Source organism: Burkholderia sp. HI4860 (assembly GCF_002223045.2).
Taxonomy (GTDB): Bacteria; Pseudomonadota; Gammaproteobacteria; order Burkholderiales; family Burkholderiaceae; genus Burkholderia.
Genome location: NZ_NKFO02000005.1, coordinates 941,678 through 957,622, shown reverse-complemented (window position 1 = coordinate 957,622; position 15,945 = coordinate 941,678). Strand labels below are relative to the sequence as shown.

General features: G+C 61.0%; 13 protein-coding genes. 6 read left to right on the top strand and 7 right to left on the bottom strand.

The window, feature by feature from the left end:
• Window positions 1-8 precede the first annotated feature (8 nt).
• Window positions 9-155, bottom strand: coding sequence for a DUF3096 domain-containing protein (locus tag CFB34_RS38360; protein WP_089443985.1), 147 nt, complete (start codon window positions 153-155; stop codon window positions 9-11).
• Window positions 156-1,065: 910 nt separating this feature from the next.
• On the opposite strand from CFB34_RS38360, the gene CFB34_RS38355 reads away from it, so the two are divergent.
• Both CFB34_RS38355 and CFB34_RS38350 read left to right on the top strand, forming a co-directional pair.
• Window positions 1,066-1,941, top strand: coding sequence for a phytanoyl-CoA dioxygenase family protein (locus tag CFB34_RS38355; RefSeq protein ID WP_089443984.1), 876 nt, complete (start codon window positions 1,066-1,068; stop codon window positions 1,939-1,941).
• 594 nt (window positions 1,942-2,535) lie between these two features.
• Window positions 2,536-3,804: an aminotransferase class III-fold pyridoxal phosphate-dependent enzyme gene (locus CFB34_RS38350; protein ID WP_089443983.1), complete on the top strand. Its 1,269-nt coding sequence runs from the start codon at window positions 2,536-2,538 to the stop codon at window positions 3,802-3,804.
• Between the two features lie 295 nt (window positions 3,805-4,099).
• On the opposite strand, the gene CFB34_RS38345 is transcribed toward CFB34_RS38350, so the two are convergent.
• The 5 genes from CFB34_RS38345 to CFB34_RS38325 form a co-directional block, all read right to left on the bottom strand.
• Window positions 4,100-4,396 carry an EthD family reductase gene (locus CFB34_RS38345; RefSeq protein ID WP_089443982.1) on the bottom strand — a complete coding sequence of 99 codons (297 nt, stop codon included), beginning with the start codon at window positions 4,394-4,396 and terminating at the stop codon, window positions 4,100-4,102.
• 51 nt (window positions 4,397-4,447) lie between these two features.
• Window positions 4,448-5,137, bottom strand: a complete 690-nt coding sequence (locus CFB34_RS38340; protein ID WP_089443981.1) for a hypothetical protein — start codon at window positions 5,135-5,137, stop codon at window positions 4,448-4,450.
• Window positions 5,138-5,341: 204 nt separating this feature from the next.
• Entirely contained in the window at window positions 5,342-6,490 is a 1,149-nt protein-coding gene (locus CFB34_RS38335) for an MFS transporter (RefSeq protein WP_242808789.1), read from the bottom strand.
• Between the two features lie 244 nt (window positions 6,491-6,734).
• The gene (locus CFB34_RS38330) at window positions 6,735-7,613 is read right to left on the bottom strand and encodes a phytanoyl-CoA dioxygenase family protein (protein ID WP_089429440.1); all 879 of its coding nucleotides are present in this window, start codon (window positions 7,611-7,613) and stop codon (window positions 6,735-6,737) included.
• 21 nt (window positions 7,614-7,634) lie between these two features.
• Window positions 7,635-8,492, bottom strand: coding sequence for an NAD(P)-binding domain-containing protein (locus CFB34_RS38325; protein WP_242808788.1), 858 nt, complete (start codon window positions 8,490-8,492; stop codon window positions 7,635-7,637).
• A 778-nt stretch (window positions 8,493-9,270) separates the two neighbouring features.
• Between CFB34_RS38325 and CFB34_RS38320 the strand changes: the two genes are divergently transcribed.
• Together CFB34_RS38320 and CFB34_RS38315 are read left to right on the top strand one after the other, a co-directional pair.
• Window positions 9,271-9,900 (top strand): TetR/AcrR family transcriptional regulator, encoded by a 630-nt coding sequence (locus tag CFB34_RS38320; RefSeq protein WP_089443978.1) that lies wholly within the window; start codon window positions 9,271-9,273, stop codon window positions 9,898-9,900.
• A gap of 579 nt (window positions 9,901-10,479) precedes the next feature.
• Window positions 10,480-11,079: a TetR/AcrR family transcriptional regulator gene (locus CFB34_RS38315; protein ID WP_089443977.1), complete on the top strand. Its 600-nt coding sequence runs from the start codon at window positions 10,480-10,482 to the stop codon at window positions 11,077-11,079.
• A 142-nt stretch (window positions 11,080-11,221) separates the two neighbouring features.
• Here CFB34_RS38315 and CFB34_RS38310 read toward each other — a convergent pair whose 3' ends face one another.
• Entirely contained in the window at window positions 11,222-12,682 is a 1,461-nt protein-coding gene (locus CFB34_RS38310) for an aldehyde dehydrogenase family protein (protein WP_089443976.1), read from the bottom strand.
• A gap of 563 nt (window positions 12,683-13,245) precedes the next feature.
• Here CFB34_RS38310 and CFB34_RS38305 point away from each other — a divergent pair.
• Both CFB34_RS38305 and CFB34_RS38300 read left to right on the top strand, forming a co-directional pair.
• Window positions 13,246-14,226, top strand: coding sequence for an aminotransferase class IV (locus CFB34_RS38305; protein WP_089443975.1), 981 nt, complete (start codon window positions 13,246-13,248; stop codon window positions 14,224-14,226).
• Between the two features lie 398 nt (window positions 14,227-14,624).
• Window positions 14,625-15,944 (top strand): DUF1329 domain-containing protein, encoded by a 1,320-nt coding sequence (locus tag CFB34_RS38300; RefSeq protein WP_179243813.1) that lies wholly within the window; start codon window positions 14,625-14,627, stop codon window positions 15,942-15,944.
• Window position 15,945: the final 1 nt, after the last annotated feature.

Sequence of the window (15,945 nt, the reverse complement as noted above, 5' to 3'; positions counted from 1 at the left end):
GCGGCGCGTCAGTGGAAATGTCCGCCGAACAGCCCGAGCAGTCCGATGACGATCAGGTAGATTGCGACGATGTAGTTCAGCAGACGCGGTACCACCAGAATGAGAATCCCGGCGATCAGCGAGACCAATGGGCTCCAGTTCGTGAATGCGTGCATGGCGTTGCCCTCATGACAATAGATCGCGAAATCGCTGGGTGAAGCGCCTCACCGAAACACGACGGGCATGTGTCGTGCAGCGTTTCATTGCGGGCCGGAGCGATTTCCGTGCCTGGCTCAGCGCGCGAGCCCCCTGCAAAAATACTTGCGTGCCTTCAAGCCACGGCGTTCACGCATCTCACGGCGCTTGGTCGTGCAGAAGCCGTCACGCGCCGTGGCGTCGGGACGGAATTGACAAGGGCTTGAAAAATCGTCCGTGGACCGTGTGCCGGGGAAGGATGTCGATCGTGGCGCACGCAAGGGGACGGGAAACGGTCCCGCACGCGGACGCTTGTGACGAGCGAGCGGCTTGCGTGCCCGGTTGCCTGGTTCGCGCCACACTGAGCCCGCCCGGATGCGCGAACCCGAGCGTAAGACTGAACGTGCCGAGGAACGTCGTCATCGGCGTGGCCATTCGATCCCGAATCACGCCTCGTCACACCGCGCCACGCGTGATCACACCTTTCGCATCCACGCCGGAACGACCGCTCTCCTTTCATCAGCAACACCCTTCAAAAGCGACGGGTTAACCATGATCGACCGTCGAAAAACGCCATGTTAACTTCCTCGATCATACGACTTGGTCACTTGACCTGATTTGTCGCGAATACGCCGGGTCACCGGAAAAACCCGGCGAATACCTTCATGTCTGTCGCTTCCGGGACCAGTACTGGAGCACCCGGAGGTGGCGACAACGTCGGGAACCACGTGCGTGTTCCGTCAACTGGCGTAACAGGAACGAATGGAAGTAAGCGAAGGCATACGCAGTCAAATGACTCAGTCAGAAATTCGACTTGATGTCCGGATCACCACCCGAATCAGAACGTGACGCCGCGTCTGGTTTACCCGTCCACGCAACTTTGAGGCAAACATGAACGCAACTATTCAGACCATTCAGGACGCGCTCCCCACCGTTCCCAAACAGACCAGCGCGCAAGAGATCGTGTCGCTCATGAACCAATATGGTGGAGTCCGAATCAAGAATTATCTGACCCAGGAGCAGGTCGCGAACATCAATCGCGAGGTCGATGCGCCGCTCGAGCGGCTTCGCGAAGGGTCATCGCACGACAACGAACTGATCAAGGAATTCCACGGCACCTATACGAAGCGCCTGACGAACATGGTCACGCACAGCAAGACGTTCGGAGACGTGCTGGACGACGACCTCTTTCATGAACTCGGCGAGGTGCTGTACCGCGAAGAGTCCGGCGACTGGTGGCTTTCGACCGCGCAGGTCATCGACATCGGCCCGGGCAACACGGCACAGATGCTGCATCGCGACGTCGGCAATTTCCCGCCCCTGTGCGCGCTCGGCGTCAACGGGCCGACGGTATTCACCAACCTCATGATTGCGTTGACGCGCTTCACCGAGGAAAACGGCGCCACCCGAATCATCCCGGGGAGCCAGAACTGGGACGAGGATTACTTCGACAGCAAGGGCGCGCCCGACATGACCATTGCCGCCGAGATGGATGCCGGCGACGCGTTGCTGTTCAGCGGAAAGGTGATCCACGGTGGCGGCGCGAACGTGACGAAGAACGAGCGCCGGCGCGGGCTCACGATTCCGATGCAACCGTCCTACCTGACGCCGGAGGAAGCGTACCCCTTCATTGTCGAGATGGACACCGTGCGGCGCCTGTCGAAACGCGTTCAGCGAATCATCGGCTTCCGCTCGCAATATCCGGCCGGCACGCCGGGCCTGTGGCAAGTCGACTACGACGATATCGCGACGCATCTCGGTCTCTGAGCCACGAACAGACACCTGCATCCGTCCGGGAGGGGGATCCCCCTCCACGGATTCCGTGATGCACATGCGTGGGCCACGACAGCATCACCGCCAGCGAAACACCATATGAAGATCGACCTGACGAATCGCGTTGCGATCTTGAGAACGATGCGGGGATTGCGCGCCTTTCCGGGGATGGCCCTCAAGAATCGACTTTCTATTGCACCTCATCCAACTCAGGAGCGTGATCATGGTGAAGCGTTTATTCGTCGCAATCTCTCTCGTTGTCGGGCTCCTTCTTGTATTGAGCCCGGGATTCATGGTCCTCTACCATATCGAGCACTACGACTCGAGCCAATAGGCTTCCGCTGGCAAGATCGAACATGCCGGCGTAGCCTCGCGCGCGGATCGTGTCGAATGCGGTCCGCGTGACGCAGCAAGGCTGCATTCGCGCAGCGAGTTAGCCGGCACGTCGATCCAACGACGAGACGCGAGATTTCGGATGCGGCATTCCCCAACATCCCAGGGGTTCGAATACATGGTCACATGACTCAGTCACGAGACTTGATATCGGGTCTGACGTTCCCAGAACGAATTTTTCACAAGGAGTCGCACATGGACAGGCTGGCAAGGAAGAACGAGTGGTTCGCAAGAGCCGAAAAGGTCATCCCGGGCGGGATGTACGGTCACCAGAGCGTCAAGTATCTGACGGAAGATTTCCCGCTGTACTTCGCAAAAGCGAAAGGGGCCCATCTCTGGGACGTCGACGGCAACCAGTACATCGACTACGTCTGTGGCTACGGCACGAACCTGTTCGGCTACGGCAACGAGCGGATCGAGCAATCCGCGGCCCTCCAGCTGCAGAAGATCGACACGGCGACGGGCCCGAGCGAGGTGATGGTTCAGCTTGCCGAGGCGCTCACCCAACAGGTCAGCCACGCCGACTGGGCGATGTTCTGCAAGAACGGCTCGGACGCCACGTCGATGGCCATGGTGATCTCGCGCGCGTATCGCGAGAAACGGAAAATTCTCGTTGCGCGCGGCACGTACCATGGTGCGTCCCCGTGGAACGTGCCCTATACGACGGGGATCACCAAGGAAGACCGCGCTCACGTCGTCTACTTCGAGTACAACGATCTCGAGAGCCTCAATGCCGCCGTCAAGAGCGTCGACGGTGACGTAGCGGCCATCTACGCGACGCCGTTCCGGCACGAAGTGCTCTACGACCAGTTTTTCCCGTCGATCGAGTACGCGAAGGAATGCCGTCGCCTCGCGGACGAGCAGGAAGCGCTTCTGGTCGTCGACGAGGTCCGCACGGGGCTGCGCCTGTCGCGTGATTGCTCATGGTCGGACTGGGGCGTGCACCCGGACCTCAGCTGCTGGGGCAAGGCCATCGGCGGCGGCTATGCGATCGCGGCGGTGCTCGGTTCGGACAAGGCACGAGAGGCGGCGACGAACATTTTCGTCACGGGCTCCTACTGGCTTTCGGCCGTGCCGATGGCCGCGGCCATCGAAACGCTGCGCCTGGTACGTGAAACCGACTACCTCGAACACACCAGGCGGTTGGCGGACACACTGCGCGCCGGCCTCGCCGAGCAAGCCGAGCGCCATGGTTTCGAACTCAAGCAGACCGGGCCGAGCGTCATGCCCCAGATGCTGTTCGCGGGTGACGACGAGCTCGTGTCGCGCGGCCGGGCGTGGACGTCGGAAGTCATCAAGAATGGCGCCTATCTCCACCCGTGGCACAACATGTTCTTCACGGCGAGCCATACCGACGAAGACATCGCGCGGACGCTCGAGGCGACGGAAACGGCGTTTGGCGCGATCAAGCAAAAGGCGGTGGCGGTGAGCCGCCTGGATATCCTGGACACGGTGCAGCGTTAATACCGGACGTTCCACGCGCCTTCGGCCCACGGCGGAAGGCTGTATTCCCCGGTGAGTTCTTCCGGCGTCAACGCCCTGAGTGGCCTCGCGAGCGATCGATCGGCGTGGTGTCAGGCAACACGCGATTCACTACCGAACCGCGTCTTCGACAAATTGCCGTCGCCCATTCCGTCTGCCGCCGCCTCCCCTTCCAGCAACGGCACGCTCACTGCCCAACAGGGGCGCGACAACGCGCCGGAAGGCCGCCAAGCGCGGCGCCGCACGCGCTTCAGCGCAAGGCATCACGTCGTGCCAATCAGTCGCCCGCCCGGAAGATCGCCGGCTGGACCTGGGTGAAGTTCCGCACATCGCCGACCACGTCGGCTGTTCTGGCGGACGACAGCGCGGCGTCGATTCCAGCCTGATCGTTGAAACGCAGCAGCGTGACGCAGGCAAAAGGTTGTGGGCCCGGAGCCGGAAACAGAACCTCCACCGACTGGAGGCCACATTCTCCCCACGCCTCACGTACGAGCGACGCGTGGGTGGCGAGATAGTACTCACGATCAAATTCCATACCCTCTACAGCGGGATAACTCACGATCAAGGTAGCCATATCCGATCTCTCGCATGAAGATTCAAATACATTCCCGCAGGAACGCGACCATTACTGCGGCTTTCGCTCCAGGCGACCAAGGGTATAACCCCGAATCAGATTCCCTTCCTTTTCCTGCACCCGTTCCAGCGCACAATAGGCGTAATACAGAGAAACCGACATATAAGACCAAGAAAGCAATGCAAATATATAGAAGATCATATGATCGCTGTCGCCAGGGATATGAAAGAAGTCGTAGACGCTCGCAATGATCTGCGTGGATACGAGCGTCAGGATCATACTTGCTGCATTACGATACTCTCCGGCATTCGCCAGTTTCTTGACAACGTAAATGAGGTAAAGCGAGAACAACGACCACATCACCAGATAGAAGTACGGCTTGGGCCCAACCATGAAATCCGCGGTCCACAGGATGACCGTCCCCACCAGCGCACCCACCGCATACAACACGTCGCCGACAATCGATGGTTTATATCGATGCGTAACCGACATCATGCCCGCAACGATGATGATCGGCACGCCGAAGCCTCTTGAAAACGCGTCGCAGAAAAGCGAGATACTGAAAAAGATCGCCTTGCCGGTCAAGGCATTGATCATCAAATTCGTTGCCGAGAACGTCACGACCAGCGACTCGAATCCGAGGAGACCATTGCGCTTCCGGAAGTACTTCACGCCACAAATGAACGAAGTCACGATCAACGCGAGATCAGCCAGGCAATAGAGATAGAACTTGAGTTCCATGAAAAAACTCCGTGATCGTCGAGATATTTGTCTGCCGCCATGTTCGTCATCCACGTTCACGGCAGTTTTTTGCGCTGCCTGTCGACGCGTGAGGACGCTTCCAAGCGATGTCTGCTCCGCACTGGCATGTCAGGCATGCTGGCGCCCCCCAGGTACCGGTGCGGTCAGTGCGGCCACGCTCGGTTGATCGCTTCGCCGCGCACGTCAGGCGACCGCGGCTTCGGCATGTCTTGCCTTGAACTGCCGGATCGCCACGCTGGTCAGAAACATCGGCACCACCAGCAACCCGACGGAGAGCCAGCCGACCGCACGCAAACCGGCCACGCTGAACACCGTGCCCGCAATCGCCGGGCCCACCGTCAGGCCAAGATTGATTGCCGACGCACAGGTCGCGGTGCTTCTTCCGCTGGCATCCATTTGCGAAAGTGCCGCCACCATATAAGGCGCCACCAGCGTGGCGCCGGCACTGACGAGCGCCGTCGACACGAGAAACGCCCACTTGCCGCCCACGCAATACATGCCCAGGCTGCATGCGATCAACAGCGCGAGTCCCAGTGCGATCGGTTTGAACAGACCCAGGCGATCGCCCAGCCAGTTGACCGCCACCCCCACCGGCAACTGGAGCGCCGCATTGAGCATGAACAGCATGCCGAGTTGCTCCGCTTCGACGCCCCGGGTCGCAGCGACCTCAGCGGCAAATCCCATGAGGGCCGTCTGCGAGACGTAGATGAAGAATGCGCTGATCAGGATCCCTCGGACGTCACTGGATTTGATGGCGTCCTTCGCGACCGCCTCCTCGCTTGCGTTGACGGCAGGATGCATGAACGCGCCGAAAAACAGCGCCGCCACGACCACGGCGAGCTGGACGGCATCCACCCCGATAGGACCCATCTTCACATTCAGGATCGGTACGACGTACATCGCACAGGAAAATATGACGGCCATCGCAACGGCGACTTGCGCCGCGATCTTCTCGGGGTGCTTGACGTGTGCAATCACCCCATACGCGCACACGCAGCTGACGCCCAACGCGGCGCCGAGAACCAGCTTCGCTGCGACGAATACATAGAAATTATGTGAAAACATCGCACACGTCGACAGGACGGCAAGCGCTGCCGCAGCGAGCGCGCCCGTTCTCTTGTTCAACGTCGCCGTGTGACGACCGAAAACGATGATGGAGAGCGAAAGACAGAGCAGCACCGCGGACGCCAGCCAACCGGCGGTGCTTTCGGACAACCCGAACCGGGCCATCGATTCCTCGATGCTGAATGGGAGCAGGTAGGTAGGCGTCCAGACCACGGCCCCTGTATAAAGCAGCGCGATTTTTCGGATTCCCTTGATTTCGACACTCACGATCGACTCCTTGTCGTTTGCACGAATACGAGATCGCGGCGTGGCATCGAATCGCCCGCTTGCTCGCATTCATACCGGCACTGTTTCGAAGACTGCTGCATCCAACCGAAAAATCGCACTATCGGAACGGCTCGCCGTGCACCGATCCAGGCATCCCGTCGAGCGGCCACGATGCCTCCCGATGATGGAATCGCCCGGTCTCCGCATGAGAACCCGGTCACGATTCCATCACCTAACCCGGGCGTTAATCGAAATGCCCGACCTCGAGGAAATCCTTCATCTTCAACAGGTCGTTCGGATCCGACATTTGGCCGTTACGCTCGACGAAGCCGGCGAAAGTCGTGCCGTACGTCCAGCCGAGCAGGCGCTGCAGCTCTTCCGGATAGCGCTTCACGCGTTCGATCGGCAGCGTGAGGTACTGGTTTTCTTCCTGCCGGAGGATCGCCAGGTCATACGACATCGTCAGGCCGGTGCGCGGGGCATCGCTGGTGTTCTTGCCGCCGCCGTGATACGTGGAGCCGATGAAGAACAGCGCATCGCCGGCCGACATGGTCGCGGGAATGGCTTCCTCCTGCGTGGGCATGCGCTCGTCGTCCCACTTGTGGCTACCCGGGATGACGAGCGTGGCGCCGTTTTCCGCCGTGAAGTCCGATACGGCCACCATCACCTGGAACCGGGCCTCGCGCCCATAGTTCGGGTGCCGCCAGAGCCATACGGAATCGTCACGATGCAACGGCTGAAGGCCCTGACCCGGCAGAATCTGGATGGCTTGCGTCACCCCCACCTGAATATCGGGCGCGACATCGACCTGGTTCTCGCCGCTCCAGATCTTGATCGGCGTCTGCAGGATGCTGCGCGCCGCACCCAGATAGAGCGGATGCAATGCAACCTCGGCCATCCAGTCGGTCCGTGCGAAGAGGCGCGAGACACGACGCGTCTGTGTCCCTGCGAAGTAATCGTCGACTCCGTTCGGAGCGGATTCGAGCGTGTCAAAGAGCGTACGCTGGATTCGCGCAAGCAAATCGGAATCGAGAAAGTTCTTGACGATCGCTCCGCCATCCTGCCGAACCGCATTTGCGAGATCTTCAGGAGTGCTACCACTTGAAAGGCGCTGCAACGACATGATGAATCCTCCAACAAATTGTCAATGATTAAAAAGTGCAGCGTATCCTCGGTCGCCACTGCCTTCTGCAATGGATGACAGGATGCGCTCACGGAGCGCCTTCAGAATTCGCGGCGGCTGCCCGATATCTTCCTGCGCCTGCTGAAACAGTTCGGTTGCGCGTGCGTAGATGTCGAGGTCTGCGCCGCGCGGTTGATAGTCGGACGCCGCCACGGATTCGAACAGACCTTCAATGAAGTGAGTCTGACCGGCGAGATAGGTGGGAATCAGGTCGCGAATCTCGTCGATCGAAATGCCCGAGTTCACGACGAATCTGAGACCTTCCAGAAAGGCTGCGCCAGCACCAAAAACGAACGTGCCCGTCAACCCGGCATCGAGCACGTTCGGCACGTCGGGTCGTGCACTGACGTAGGTGGATTGCGGCGCAATCTTCCGGAGCAGAGGCTCCACTTCGCGCCAGATCTTCTCGTCGCCCCCAAAAAGGATGACGGCGTTCGCGCGGCCGATATCGGGCGGGAAGCACTGGATCGTTCCGCTGATGAAGTTTGCTCCGGCGCCACGCACGATTTGATCCAGCTTCTGGACCTCGGACGGGCGCCCCGTGGCCAGGTTGACCACCGTTTTCCCTTTCAGGCGCTCGCCCAGCGCCTCGAAGTCCGCCGCGAGGTCAACCGGTGTCGCCGTCACGACGACGATGACGTCCGCCTCGTCAAAGGCGGCGGTGGCACGCTCGGCCACCCGGCCCCCCAGTTCGCGCAGACGCTGCGCCTTTTCAGCCTTCCTGTTCCAGACGACGACTTCCGCACCATCGTCAATCAGCGTGGCGGCAATGGCGGACCCCATCACCCCAAGGCCCAAGACGGCAATCACATGGCTCATTCGTATTCCCTATCGTTGTCGTTGACCGCACTACCGAGAAATGTCCTTCGTTCAAGTCAACCACACGAGTCATTAGACTTGGTCATATGACTATCAAGCAAGCCGTATGCCAATCGGATCCGGGTGTTCGCCCTTCGTGAAGGGCGGCTGACGCGCGCGGTGGTGATGCGCATGCCCCGGCGCGGGGAATTCGCCGCACCAGATGATGCTCGGCGTCACGATCGCGGTGCAGGCGGTTGACTTGATCAAATGACCACGAATCTACAGGCACGAGTCTTATGCTTCGACCGGACATTGGGAATACGGAGTTTCCATTAGCCTCTTCATGAAGGTGTCGTACGAGCCAATGCGGTGGCGCCCGTTCCACGATCCGCGCGGCTGCTTTACCGCGCACGTGCGAGGGTCACCGTACCTGCGCCGCTCTGCGACAGCCTCATCGAAACAGGCACGCAAGCGCCGCTCGACGAGCGGAGCCCCGCTTGATCCGCCGGGCCGATCCCCGATGAGCGCGTCCGCTTCCTGGTTCACGAAGCATGCCGCCGAACCGCACCACCGTGGCGATGTTCGCCCGGCGTCGCGACGCATCGACGTCGCCACCATGACCGGCACGTGCCTGCGAACGGCACGTTTCACGTCGCCCTGGCGGCGCAACATCCGTGCAGGAACATGCCTTGTGTTGCTTGCGAAATGCCGCCCATCGTCATGCTAATATCCGAGGATTCGACTACCCTGCATGGGTAGCGCCATTGGACGAAGACATAAAACGGAGCGCTGGCTTATGCAGCGAGTACGGGCTGAAGTCCGCCGCCAGGACCTCGTAGCGGCGACTGTCGCGGTGATTGCCGAGCACGGTGTGAAGGGTGCCACGACCCGTCGCATCGCCGAGGCTGCAGGATGCCCACTGGCTTCCCTGCACTACGTCTTTCACTCAAAAGACGAGCTGCTCTTCGCCGTCTACGAATCCCTGATCGACTTGATCCGCTCGGATAGCCCCGAGCCTCCGGAGCACGGCACCCTGTCCGACCTGGCGGAGTTCAACCTGCGCTCCGTGATGACCTGGTTCGAAGCCAACCCGACGTACGCGAAGACCCAGTCGGAGTTGTATACGTGGGCGCTCAGACACCAGCCCGACATGGCCATTGGCGCCCTTCGCATCTCCCAGGAAGGCGCCCGCGCCAACCTGGCCGCCGCCGAGCCGCGTGCCGATGCCAAGGCGCTGGACGCCATCGCGCGGCTGACCATTGTCCTGATCGACGGATTGCTCTTCTCGTGGTTTGCCCAGGAAGATTCGAAACGTCTGGCTGCCGATGTCGACCACGCCAGCACGATGCTGGCCGCCTACGCGGCGACACTGGCGGACGCCCGTCCTGCCGCCAAGACCCCTCGCAAGTCGGTACGGAAGCACTAAGCCGCTGCCGCCTGACCGGCGCACCGGCTCCCCCGGTGCTCACCAAGCGGTCGCGTCGCCGCTTCACATGACTGCTCGGCTCGCGGCGCATGGCGTTTGCAATTTCGCCCATGCGCCGCCCTGCGCGCACGCTCCGCTCGACGGTGCTTTCAGCAACCGTTGCCCGCATCCGAGCGCGACACGTGCGACGTGAAGTCACCGGCGCCGCCAGGAATCCACATCGGCTGCAGCCAAGCACCCTGCTTCCATTCGCCTGAAAACCTGACGCTCCCGGCAGGCCGCCCGCGGTCGTGCGTTGCAGTGCTCGCGCTCGCGGGTTTACCTCCATCGACAGCGTATCTTTGTCTGCTTAACGTTGGCCGATCAAATGATCAAGTCATTAGATCGGATTTCAGAAATCGACTTGAGCGGACGCACCGGATATTCAAGGCACCCGTGGCCAACCCCGTCCATGGACAAACTTTCAAGATGCCGACATAATTCACGAGCGTTATGGTCGCTTGACCATGTATCACGAATAAACGCTACACGTCTGCATGACGTGGACGCAAGAGGATTTGCGGGTACCGGAGTTTACCAATGACAAGAGTTCGCGCTGCGTTGCGGCGACAAGATTTCGTTGACGCTGCCGTTGAAGTCATCGCCGCGCACGGTGTCGCTGGGGCCACCACGCGGCGAATCGCCGAAGCCGCGAGTTGCCCGCTGGCATCGCTGCATTATGTATTCCATACCAAAGACGATCTGTTCGACGCGGTGTACGAATCCCTGTTCGACCTGCTCGCGGCGAATGCTCTCGCCGACAGGGAATTTCATTCTTTCGGCGAACTCGCCGGATGGCAGCTGCGCAAGAATGTCGATTGGCTCGTGCAGCATCCGTCGTACGCCCGGGCACAGTCTGAACTGATCCAGTGGGCAGAGCGTCATCGCCCCGATTTCGCGTTGAAAACTTATGTCGAGACCATCGAGCGAACGATCGCTTACCTCGGCAAGTGCGCGCCACAAGTCAACCCTGACGCGATTGAATCCGTCGCCAGAATGAGCATCATCCTGATCGATGGATTGCTGAACAGTTGGCAAGGCGACACGAATATCCGCGAGCTCAGGGCGAACCTGGATAATGTAAGTTCAGCGTTGGAGACGTTTGCCACCTCTCTCTCGAGCTCGACGGCACAGGCTTAAGCGTCGCCGTGGCGTGTCATTGCACCATTGCCGGTAGCCCGACGAGGCCCATCCACACGATGCTTCATGACAGGCCTCTGATCCTGCCACCTTTCCGTAGACGGACGTCCGCATACCGCCGGACGCCCGTCGCCGCTTCCCGCTAGCTGACGGCGCCCGGCGCCGCACCGAACATCGACTTCGTCTCGAGGAACTCCTCGATGCCGGCATAGCCCCACTCTCGTCCGTTGCCGGACTGCTTGAACCCACCGAACGGCGCCGCGATGTCGACGGGCGCACCGTTCAAATGCACCATCCCGGTCCGCAACTGTCTCGCGACGCGCTCCGCCTGTTCGATCGAGTCGCCATAGACGTACCCGGACAATCCGTACGGCGAATCGTTGGCAATGGCGACCGCATCCGATTCGTCCTGGTACGGGATGATCACCAGGACGGGGCCGAAAATCTCCTCGGTTGCGATCTTCATGCGATTATTCACGCGGCTGAAGACCGTCGGCTTGACGTAGTAGCCTCGTTCAAGCCCCGACGGATTGCCGAGCCCGCCCGACAGGAGCATCGCGCCCTCGTCGATGCCCGTCTGGATCATCTCCTGCACCTTGCGATGCTGGCGCTGGTTCGCCATCGGCCCCATGGTCGTACCGGGATCGCGCGGATCGCCGACGACGACCTGCCCGCATGCAGCAACTGCGATCTGCTCTGCTTCCTCGAGCCGATGCGCCGGCACCAGCATGCGCGAAGGCGCGGTGCACGTCTGGCCGGAGTTGGCCATCATCTGGAGCACGCCATGCGTGACGCCCTGCTGAAAGTTTTCGCTGTCCAGAATGATGTTCGCCGACTTTCCGCCCAGCTCGAGCGTCACCCGCTTGATCGTCGTCGCAGCGGCCTGAGCGACTTCCACGCCGGCGCTCGTCGAACCCGTCAGCGACACCATGTCAAAGAGCGGGCTGGACGCGATGGCCCGGCCCAGGCGCTGCCCGGAGCCCTGCACGAGATTGAAGACGCCGGGAGGGACGCCGGCCTTCTCGAGAATTTCGGCGAGCACGATGGCCGAGTACGGCGCATTCTGACTGGGCTTCAACACGATCGTGCAACCCGCCACCAGCGCCGGCGCCACCTTGCACATGACCTGGTTCATCGGCCAGTTCCACGGCGTGATCAGCCCGCACACCCCCACCGGCTCCTTCACGATCCGCGACGTGCCCTGAATGCGTTCGAACGGATACTGCTTCGCCACTTCCAGCGTCGTATGGAGATGCCAGAGCCCCAGTGCCGCCTGAAGCGGGCGGGAAATGGCGTCCATCGGCGCGCCCATCTCGAGCGTGATGGCGTCTGCCATATCCTGCAACCGCTCGGTGTATTCACCGATCACGCGCTCGAGCGGCTTGAGCCGCTCGACGAGGGGCGTGTTCGAGAATGCCGCGAACGCGTCGCGCGCCGCCTGCGCGGCCAGGTTCACATCGGCTTCGTCAGAGAACAGCAACACGCCTGAGACTTCGCCCGTCGCCGGATTGATGATGTCGTGCTCCACGCCACCGTTCACCGGATCGACCCAACGGCCGCCGATGAACGCCTGGCGGAGATGGTCTGCTTCGAAAATCGGCATCTGCTCGCTCCATGTCATTGGGTATCGAGGGCGAGTCTTCAGCCTTCTGGATCGCCCGGGAAGATCCATACTAACGTCTTTTTTGATCATTTGGCCAAGTCACATGACTCGGTAATAATCAGTATTGCCACCGGCAAGCCAAAGTAAGACGCTTCAGGGAACGAACCGTCATGCTGCTGCAAAAGATTTGCAGCGCGTGTGACCGGATGGTGGAGACGAATCCACGAGGCGGCTTCCGGCGAAACGCGCAACACGACGAAGCCTCTTTTCTCAGGCGAATCGGTTCGGCTATCGAAGCGGACGTTCGACGATCACCGGCCGGCAAGCACAGGGCTGCTCGCCGCTCGCGTATCCAGGCAGGCATCACAGAGGGTTAACCTTCATCGACAAGGAATTTTTCGAGCAATACTTTCTACTACACGGTCAATTGATCAAGTCATATGGCAGACTTCACGCCGGATAGCCAGGAAGCAAGCAATCCGCAAGGAAGCGCGCCGGGATCCGGTCGCTTTTGACGTCAACATCGAACGACAACTCTCCCTCGGGAGCGAAGGGTAATTACCATGGCAATCATTCAAGTCCAGCAGATCATGCACGAGAATCCGCTGCATGCTCGCGCGCCGCATGAACCCCGCTATGAAGATGGCAGCGCCTTCTGTGACGGCAAGTACGTTCCCATCACCGAAGCGACCGTCCCGCTCGTCGACGCCGGGTTCCTGCACGCCGACGCGGCCTACGATGTCGTCACCGTCTCGCGGGGCAACTTCTTCCGGCTCGACGATCACCTCGCGCGCATGGAAGAGTCGTCGGCGAAGTTCTTCCTCGAGAATCCGTTCAATCGTGACCAGGTCCGGGAAATTCTCCACACGCTCGTGCGCAACGCGGGCCTGAAGGACGCGTACGTCTGGTGGTGCGTCACCCGCGGTCCGCTGAGCGTCGACCGCCGCGACCGCAGCGCAATGAAGAACGCGATGTTTGCGTTTGCCGTGCCGTTCTTCTTCCAGGCCGACGACGAAGTTCGCACGCGCGGCTCGAACCTGCTGATCAGCAAGCGATACAACCGCATTTCCGCGAAGGCGGTCGACCCCACGGCGAAGAACTTCCACTGGATGGACATGAAGCTCGCGCTCTTCGAAGCCATGACGCAGGAGAAGGACTGGGCGGTGCTCGTCGACGAACACGACAACCTCACCGAAGCAGCCGGTGCGAACGTCTTCTTCGCCAAGAACGGAGAGCTCTACACGCCCGCCGAAGGCTGCCTGCTGGGCATCACGCGCCAGAGCGTGTTCGATATCGCCGCCGAGCTCGGCATCAAGGTGAATATCGGCACGTACACCGCGACCCAGCTGCGCGAGGCTGACGAAGCATTCACGTCGTCGTCGGCAGGCGGGATCATGCCCGTCAGCGCAGTGGACGACCAACCGCTCGGCAACCACAACGGCCCCGGTCCGATCTCCGAGAAGATTCACAACCTCTACTGGGAAAAGCGCTGGGCAGGATGGCACGCGCAGCCGGCCGAGTACTTCTCGTCGGTCCCGGCGTAAGCCGGAAGTCACTCAGAAGCGGCGCGCGTACGGAGCCGGCCCGGTCTAACGAGCCGCATCCGGCCCTGGTGGGCGCCCAATAGCACATGCATTGACGAACCGTCCGGCGCCGCACCCAGGCGCCGGTCGATACGAACTTCTACGTTATAGCGATGACACGGAGTTCGGCGATTCAGTAAAACCAAGCACGAACACACCCCAATTCATTTCGCATAGCTAATAAACGGACGGGACTATCGGACCCTCATCCGTTTTCACCCATGCACAACCCTTTGGCGGGCGCACGTTACCTGGTCAAGGTCAAGGAGATAGCCGTGGTCAAGACTCATGCTTTCAAGAAATCCGCTTCGCTCATCCGATCGGCAGCGAAATTGTCCGTCATCGCTTCCGCCGTCGCGATGTCCTTGACCGGTGCGCTTGCGGAAGGGACGGATGCTTCACATACGCCGTCGGGCGCCGAAATCGCCGGCACCGCGAGCGGCATTCCCGCCTGGACCCCCGTGGGCAACGTCGGCGCGGGCTGGAGCTACGGCAAGCGCCGCGCGGATTTCTTCAAATACAAGTCCGACAAGCCGCTGTATACGATCGACGCCAGCAACGTCGACAAGTACGCGGACAAGCTCAACCCCGGCCAGATCGCGCTGCTGAAGAACCTGAAGGGCTTCACGATGCCGGTCTATCCGTCCCGGCGCACGTGCGGCGTCCCCGATTTCGTCGCGGAGAACACGAAGAACAACGCGGGCTTCGCCAAGATGACCGCGGACGGATCGGAACTCGCCGACGCGCACCTGCCCGGCTACCCGTTCCCTGCGCCCAAGACCGGCGCGGAAGTGATGTGGAACGCGAAGGTGCACTACCGCGGCGCCGGCGTCGAGATGCGCGACATCATCACCGTCGTGTCGCCGCGCAAGGGCGCGTCCGACTGGATCAAGAACGTGTCCGACGCGTGGATCTACCAGCCGTGGGGCGACAAGGCCGGCACGACGTTCGCGAAGGTCAACCAGGTCGAAGGCAACGCCTACTACGCGTACAAGTCCCCGGCAGCCATTGCCGGCCAGGCCGCGATCTTCACGACCTACGCCGGCAAGCCGACCGAAGTCTTCTACTACTTCCCGGGGCAGCGCCGCACCCGTCGCATGCCGTCGTATGCGTACGATGCGCCGCAGATCGGCTTCGACAACCAGTACAACATGGACGAAGCGCTGGTCTTCTCCGGGCAGACGGACCGATTCTCCTGGAAGCTGCTCGGCAAGAAGGAAATGATCGTTACCTATAACGACCTGGGCATGTACGACTTCTCGGAAAAATTCGAAGATGCGTACGGCCCGGACTTCGTGAACCCGTCGAAGCGTCGCTACGAACTCCATCGCGTGTGGGTCGTGGAAGCCACGGTCAAGCAGGGGATGCGCCATACCGCGCCCAAGCGCCTCTTCTACGTCGACGAAGACAGCTGGAGCTACCTCGGCGCGGTGGACTACGACGCGCAGGGCAACATCTCGAAGGTTCGCGAGGGCTACATCATTCCGGTGTACGAAACGGGCAGCTGCGACACGCTCGCATTCGCGCAATACAACCTCGTCGACGGCCGCTATCTCGTGGACGGTTCGATGCTCGCGGCCGGACGGGACGCGAAGTGGTCGGTCGACTCGTCGGCGGACCAACACTACAAGCCGAGCTTCTACAACGCCGATAATCTCCGTGCGTTGAGCGAGCGTTGAC

What these genes read in the sequence shown, in the direction of transcription:
- CFB34_RS38360 (WP_089443985.1), bottom strand. Translation starts at nt 155, where the DNA reads ATGCACGCATTCACGAACTGGAGCCCATTGGTCTCGCTGATCGCCGGG.
- CFB34_RS38355 (WP_089443984.1), top strand. Translation starts at nt 1,066, where the DNA reads ATGAACGCAACTATTCAGACCATTCAGGACGCGCTCCCCACCGTTCCC.
- CFB34_RS38350 (WP_089443983.1), top strand. Translation starts at nt 2,536, where the DNA reads ATGGACAGGCTGGCAAGGAAGAACGAGTGGTTCGCAAGAGCCGAAAAG.
- CFB34_RS38345 (WP_089443982.1), bottom strand. Translation starts at nt 4,396, where the DNA reads ATGGCTACCTTGATCGTGAGTTATCCCGCTGTAGAGGGTATGGAATTT.
- CFB34_RS38340 (WP_089443981.1), bottom strand. Translation starts at nt 5,137, where the DNA reads ATGGAACTCAAGTTCTATCTCTATTGCCTGGCTGATCTCGCGTTGATC.
- CFB34_RS38330 (WP_089429440.1), bottom strand. Translation starts at nt 7,613, where the DNA reads ATGTCGTTGCAGCGCCTTTCAAGTGGTAGCACTCCTGAAGATCTCGCA.
- CFB34_RS38325 (WP_242808788.1), bottom strand. Translation starts at nt 8,492, where the DNA reads ATGAGCCATGTGATTGCCGTCTTGGGCCTTGGGGTGATGGGGTCCGCC.
- CFB34_RS38320 (WP_089443978.1), top strand. Translation starts at nt 9,271, where the DNA reads ATGCAGCGAGTACGGGCTGAAGTCCGCCGCCAGGACCTCGTAGCGGCG.
- CFB34_RS38315 (WP_089443977.1), top strand. Translation starts at nt 10,480, where the DNA reads ATGACAAGAGTTCGCGCTGCGTTGCGGCGACAAGATTTCGTTGACGCT.
- CFB34_RS38310 (WP_089443976.1), bottom strand. Translation starts at nt 12,682, where the DNA reads ATGCCGATTTTCGAAGCAGACCATCTCCGCCAGGCGTTCATCGGCGGC.
- CFB34_RS38305 (WP_089443975.1), top strand. Translation starts at nt 13,246, where the DNA reads ATGGCAATCATTCAAGTCCAGCAGATCATGCACGAGAATCCGCTGCAT.
- CFB34_RS38300 (WP_179243813.1), top strand. Translation starts at nt 14,625, where the DNA reads ATGTCCTTGACCGGTGCGCTTGCGGAAGGGACGGATGCTTCACATACG.